Source organism: Odoribacter laneus YIT 12061 (assembly GCF_000243215.1).
Classification (GTDB): Bacteria; Bacteroidota; Bacteroidia; order Bacteroidales; family Marinifilaceae; genus Culturomica; species Culturomica lanea.
This window is the reverse complement of the sequence record NZ_JH594596.1, coordinates 2,046,978-2,053,093: the sequence shown is the minus strand read 5'-3', so window position 1 is coordinate 2,053,093 and position 6,116 is coordinate 2,046,978. Positions and strand designations below refer to the sequence as shown.

Genomic DNA, 6,116 nt, shown 5'->3' with positions numbered 1-6,116 from the left:
AAAAAATATAATAGAAGCAAATAAGAGCGAATGGTGGATGCCTAGGCTCTCACAGGCGATGAAGGACGTGATAAGCTGCGATAAGCTGCGGGTAGGTGCAAATAACCTTTGATCCGCAGATTTCCGAATGGGGCAACCCAATACATTGAAGATGTATTATACCTTCGGGTAAGCAAACGCAGGGAACTGAAACATCTAAGTACCTGTAGGAAAATAAAACAACAGTGATTCCCCCAGTAGTGGCGAGCGACCGGGGAACAGCCCAAACCACGATTGTTTCGGCATTTGTGGGGTAGTAGGACTGCGATATTGTAGTAATAAATGAAATGGAACGTTTTGGAAAAAGCGATCATAGAGGGTGATAGTCCCGTACATATAAGTTTATGATACATAGCAGAATCCTGAGTAAGGCGGGACACGAGAAATCCTGTCTGAATCGGCCGGGCCCATCCGGCAAGGCTAAATACTAGTGAGAGACCGATAGTGAACCAGTACTGTGAAGGAAAGGTGAAAAGAACCCCGAACAGGGGAGTGCAATAGTCCCTGAACCCATTCGCTTACAAGCTGTCGGAGCCCTTTTTGGGGTGACGGCGTGCCTTTTGCATAATGAGCCTACGAGTTACTCGTCTCTGGCGAGGTTAAGTACGTAAACGTACGTGAGCCGAAGCGAAAGCAAGTCCTAAACAGGCGACTAGTCAGAGGCGGTAGACGCGAAACCTTAGTGATCTACCCATGAGCAGGTTGAAGGTTTGGTAACACAAACTGGAGGACCGAACCGATAAGCGTTGAAAAGCTTCCGGATGACTTGTGGGTAGGGGTGAAAGGCCAATCAAACTGGGAAATAGCTCGTACTCTCCGAAATGCATTTAGGTGCAGCCTCTGTTTTTCAGTTACTGAGGTAGAGCTACTGATTGGATGCGAGGGCTTCACCGCCTATCAAATCCGGCCAAACTCCGAATGCAGTAACTTTACAGACAGGGAGTGAGCCCGCGGGTGCTAAGGTCCGCGGACGAAAGAGGAAGAACTCAGCCCATCAGCTAAGGCCCCGAATTGTATGCTAAGTTGACAAAACGCGGTGGAACAGCACAGACAGCTAGGATGTTGGCTTGGAAGCAGCCATTCATTTAAAGAGTGCGTAACAGCTCACTAGTCGAGCGGTTCTGCATGGATAATACACGGGCATAAGCATACAGCCGAAGCTATGGACTCATCGAAAGGTGAGTGGTAGGAGAGCATTCCATTTAGCGTCGAAGCAGTATCGTGAGGTATTGTGGAGCAGATGGAAAAGCAAATGTAGGCATAAGTAACGATAATGCGGGTGAGAACCCCGCACGCCGAAAGGTCAAGGATTCCCCGGCAATGTCAATCAACCGGGGGTAAGTCGGGTCCTAAGTCGAAGCCGAAGGGCGTAGACGATGGCCAACAGGTTAATATTCCTGTACTCATATATGCTGCGATGCAGGGACGTAGTAGTGACACCGCTGCGTACAGACGAAATAGTACGTTGAAGTCTTTATCTGTCGATGCTGATAGTTAAGTACGTCAGCAGAGGAGATGGGTGATAGTACCGCAAGGCTTCGGCTGCGCGGATAATGCGGGTAATCAGACTACCAAGAAAATCTGCTAAGCTTCAGGCATATATGACCCGTACTGTAAACGGACACACGTGACCGGGTAGAGAATACTAAGGCGCTCGAGATATTCATGGCTAAGGAACTAGGCAAAATGGTCCTGTAACTTCGGGATAAAGGACGCTGGGTTTAACCCCAGCCGCAGTAAAATGGCCCAGGCGACTGTTTACCAAAAACACATGGCTATGCTAAATCGTAAGATGATGTATATGGCCTGACACCTGCCCGGTGCTGGAAGGTTAAGAGGAGGGTTTAGTAGCAATACGACGATCTGAATTGAAGCCCCAGTAAACGGCGGCCGTAACTATAACGGTCCTAAGGTAGCGAAATTCCTTGTCGGGTAAGTTCCGACCTGCACGAATGGTGTAACGATCTGGGTACTGTCTCAGCCATGTTCTCGGTGAAATTGTAGTTCCGGTGAAGATGCCGGATACCCGCAACGGGACGGAAAGACCCCGTGAACCTTTACTGCAGCTTTGCATTGATTTTGGGTAAGTGATGTGTAGGATAGGTCGGAGGCATTGAAATGGCATCGTCAGGTGTCATGGAGCCGCTGTTGAAATACGACCCTTTACTTATCTGAGGTCTAATCTCCTTAGTGGAGAGACATTGCATGGTGGGTAGTTTGACTGGGGTGGTCGCCTCCAAAAGCGTAACGGAGGCTTCTCAAGGTACCCTCATGGCGTTTGGTAATCGCCAGTAGAGTGCAATGGCATAAGGGTGCTTGACTGTGAGACCTACAAGTCGATCAGGTTGGAAACAAGAGCATAGTGATCCGGTGGTTTCCGTATGGAAGGGCCATCGCTCAAAGGATAAAAGGTACTCCGGGGATAACAGGCTGATCGCTCCCAAGAGCTCATATCGACGGAGCGGTTTGGCACCTCGATGTCGGCTCGTCACATCCTGGGGCTGGAGAAGGTCCCAAGGGTTCGGCTGTTCGCCGATTAAAGTGGCACGCGAGCTGGGTTCAGAACGTCGTGAGACAGTTCGGTCCCTATCTGTTGTGGGCGCAGGATATTTGCGGAGATCTGACACTAGTACGAGAGGACCGTGTTGGACGCACCTCTGGTGCATCAGTTGTGATGTCAATTGCATTGCTGAGTAACTACGTGCGGAAAGGATAAGCGCTGAAAGCATCTAAGCGCGAAGCCAACTTCAAGATGAGATATTCTTTTAAGGGTCGTTTAAGACGAAGACGTTGATAGGTTGCAGGTGTATAGTCGGTGACGGCACAGCTGAGCAATACTAATCACCCGATAGCTTCATTATAGTGAATTATATATTTTTTAACTTTCCGGTAAGATGTCAAATTAAGGCGAGGTAGCTCAGCTGGTTAGAGCGCATGATTCATAATCATGAGGTCGGCGGTTCAAGCCCGCCTCTCGCTACCAGATCTAAGATTACTGGACAAGCGTGTTCATTGGTACGTAATCATTAATTTGGAAAATATTAACAGGTGCCTATAGCAAAGGGGATCCACCTCTTCCCATCCCGAACAGAGAAGTTAAGCCCTTTCACGCCGATGGTACTGCCTAAAGGTGGGAGAGTAGGTAGGCGCCGAATTTAGGAACCCTGACGACGAGAGTTGTCAGGGTTTTTCTATTGTATTCGGGGGGTGGAGGGTCAGGACTGCTTTTGTTTTCAGGTAAAATTTTCTATTATTTTACACAGTAGGGACGTGCCCTACTGTGTAAATCCAATTAGGATGGTTTGCTTTGACACTTACAAAAATAATCATGGATAGGATTTACCACTTTTCGGAACACTATCTGGATTGAAGTAAAAATTACACAGTAGGGCACGTCCCTACTGTGTAATTTTTTTTGGGTGAAGTGGCAAGATATTTCATGGCTGCCTGAGGGAGCAGTAGCTATATTTCTTCTTAATTGCCGAAAAATGAGTAGTTGCTGAGAGAAGGTGTATACCTTTGAATGTCCGGATACTTTTATCTTTTAAATATTTTTCTTTTAGGGACGAGGCTCTGCGAGTGTGTTTTGCAAAGCAAGAGAGAGAAGTACTTATAAACTTATTTATGCTTTTTACTTATTTTAAATCTAAAAATCGTAATTTTACCACAGAGAAATAGGAGAAATCCGGGGTATTGAACTGATTGATTGATGGGAAAATCGAGTGATTTCTTATAAATAAACCCTTAAATTCAGACAAATTATGCGTATTGCTATTCCTCAGCTCAATTATATAACGGGAAATGTCCAGAAAAATTACGAAATAATGCTGGAAGCTATAAAGAAAGCGCAGCAGGTTCGAGCGGATTTAATTGTATTTCCGGAACTCGCTATTTGCGGACCTTTTCCACAGGATTTGCTGGAAAAAGAGGCTTTTGTGGATGAATGCAGATTAGCTGTAGATCGGTTGGCTATGGAATGTGAGGGTATTGCGGCTATTGTGGGGGCTCCTAATTTAGATATACAAAGTGGAATTATGTATAATTCTGCTTATTTCATCCAGAATGGGGAAGTGACGGATGGTGTTCATAAAACCATATTGAGTGATTATGATGTGTTTGAGGAAAGCCGTTATTTTGTAGCTGGAGAAGAAAATACCCCTCTTACTTATAAAAATCAGAAGATCCGCATTCTCTTTGATGAATACGAATCGGAATATATAGATTGTTCGGATCATATTGTCCTTTATTTGGGAATTATTCCTTTCACTACGGAAAGTTTGATTTTCCGTCAGGAAATTTTAAAGAATTTGTCCTACAAATATTCAAAGAATATTTTGACTGTAAATATGGTGGGAGGGGCGACTTCGATTTTATTGGATGGGAATTCTTTGGGATACAATTATAAAGGTAAATTAGTGGTTCGTTTGAAGGAATTCGAAACGGATTTTCAGGTTGTGGATACCCATGAGATGGGTTCTTTGCCGCCTATACCAGAGCATCGGGGAGTTCATATTTCTTTAGTTCACCGGGCATTGGTGCACGGTATCCGGGATTTTTTCGAAAAGAACGGATTTACGCGGGCTATTTTAGGGCTTTCCGGAGGGATTGATTCTGCCATCGTAGCGGCTTTAGCGGCTGAAGCGATTGGGGCAAAGAATGTAATGGGAGTCTTGATGCCTTCTGTTTATTCTTCGGACCACTCTTTGCAAGATGCTTATGACTTGGCAGAAAATTTGGGAATTTCTCATCAATTGTTGCCGATAAAGGAAATATACGATCAATACCTGAGCCTTCTTTCTCCTGTTTTTGGGGATAAGCCTTTTAATGTAGCTGAAGAAAATCTGCAGGCTCGTATCCGGGGGGCTTTGGTAATGGCTATGTCGAATAAATTCGGATATATTGCTTTGAATACTTCGAATAAGAGTGAGGTAGCTGTCGGTTATGGGACACTTTACGGGGATATGTGCGGTTCTTTAGGGGTGATTGGGGATGTATATAAAACGGATGTATATAAATTGGCTGAGGATATAAACCGGGAGGGAATTCTTATCCCCGAAAATACGATACGCAAAGCTCCTTCGGCTGAATTGCGCCCCAATCAGAAAGATCAGGATTCGTTACCGGATTATGCGCTTTTAGATCCTATTTTAAAATTATATATAGAGGAAAATTTATCTTTGGAGAGTATTTGTGAAAAAGGTTATCAGCGGGAAACGGTAGATAAAGTTATCCGTTTAGTAGATCGGAATGAATATAAAAGAAATCAATGTCCGCCTATATTAAAAGTAAGTAAAAAAGCTTTTGGTAGGGGTAGAAGAATACCTTTTTAAATAATTAATTATGCAGATTATCAACGATCCCGATCTCCATTATAATTTATGTCAGATTTGCATTGAAAGTCCTCATTCTTTGTTGTCGGAATTAGACAGAAAAGTAAAGCAGCAAATTACGGAGACGACTATTTGTATTTCTTACAAAAAGGGAGATTTGATTTATCAGGAAGGCCGGATGCCTATCGGGTTATTATGCCTTGTAAGCGGGAAAGTCAAAATTTTTAAAGAAGGTGTCGGCGGACGACAGCAGATTGTCCGAATGGCAAAGCCGATAGGTTTTATTGGTTACAGAGCTTTTTTTGCAGAAGAAATGCATATTGCATCGGCAGAAGCTTTAGAGGATTCGATCGTCTGTCGTATTAAAACCGATTTGATTTTCGATATTGTCCGTACCAATCCTGAATTTGCCATGAGTATTATCCGTGCATTGGCTACGGATCTGGGATTTTCAAATCGGAGAACCGTGACCCTTACTCAAAAGCATATTCGGGGAAGATTAGCAGAAGCTTTGTTGGTTTTAAAAGATACGTATGGTTATGAGGCAGACAATGCTACCTTAAAGGTATGCCTGACGAGGGAAGACCTGGCCAATTTGTCCAATATGACGACAGCCAATGCCATCCGTACGCTTTCTCATTTTGCCAGCGAAGGAATTGTGGAATTGGACGGGAAAAAAATAAAAATTATCGATAAAGAAAAGCTGGAACAGGTGAATAATCAGGGATAATGGGATGCTTTGTCGTT

Annotated in this window: 2 protein-coding genes, 1 tRNA gene and 2 rRNA genes; all 5 read left to right on the top strand. The window is 44.2% G+C overall.

All coding sequences use genetic code 11. The features are described 5' to 3' along the window. Positions 1 to 10 precede the first annotated feature (10 nt). The 5 genes from HMPREF9449_RS08565 to HMPREF9449_RS08545 all read left to right on the top strand — a co-directional run bounded on the left by HMPREF9449_RS08565 (position 11) and on the right by HMPREF9449_RS08545 (position 6,099). Positions 11 to 2,900: ribosomal RNA gene (locus HMPREF9449_RS08565) — 23S ribosomal RNA — on the top strand. Between the two features lie 45 nt (positions 2,901 to 2,945). Continuing rightward, a tRNA-Met gene (locus tag HMPREF9449_RS08560) sits at positions 2,946 to 3,022 on the top strand. Between the two features lie 61 nt (positions 3,023 to 3,083). Further along, a 5S ribosomal RNA gene (gene rrf, locus HMPREF9449_RS08555) occupies positions 3,084 to 3,194 on the top strand. Positions 3,195 to 3,800: 606 nt separating this feature from the next. Then, positions 3,801 to 5,369: an NAD+ synthase gene (locus HMPREF9449_RS08550; protein ID WP_009136859.1), complete on the top strand. Its 1,569-nt coding sequence runs from the start codon at positions 3,801 to 3,803 to the stop codon at positions 5,367 to 5,369. Positions 5,370 to 5,448: 79 nt separating this feature from the next. After that, positions 5,449 to 6,099 carry a Crp/Fnr family transcriptional regulator gene (locus tag HMPREF9449_RS08545; protein WP_390621393.1) on the top strand — a complete coding sequence of 217 codons (651 nt, stop codon included), beginning with the start codon at positions 5,449 to 5,451 and terminating at the stop codon, positions 6,097 to 6,099. Positions 6,100 to 6,116 lie beyond the last annotated feature (17 nt).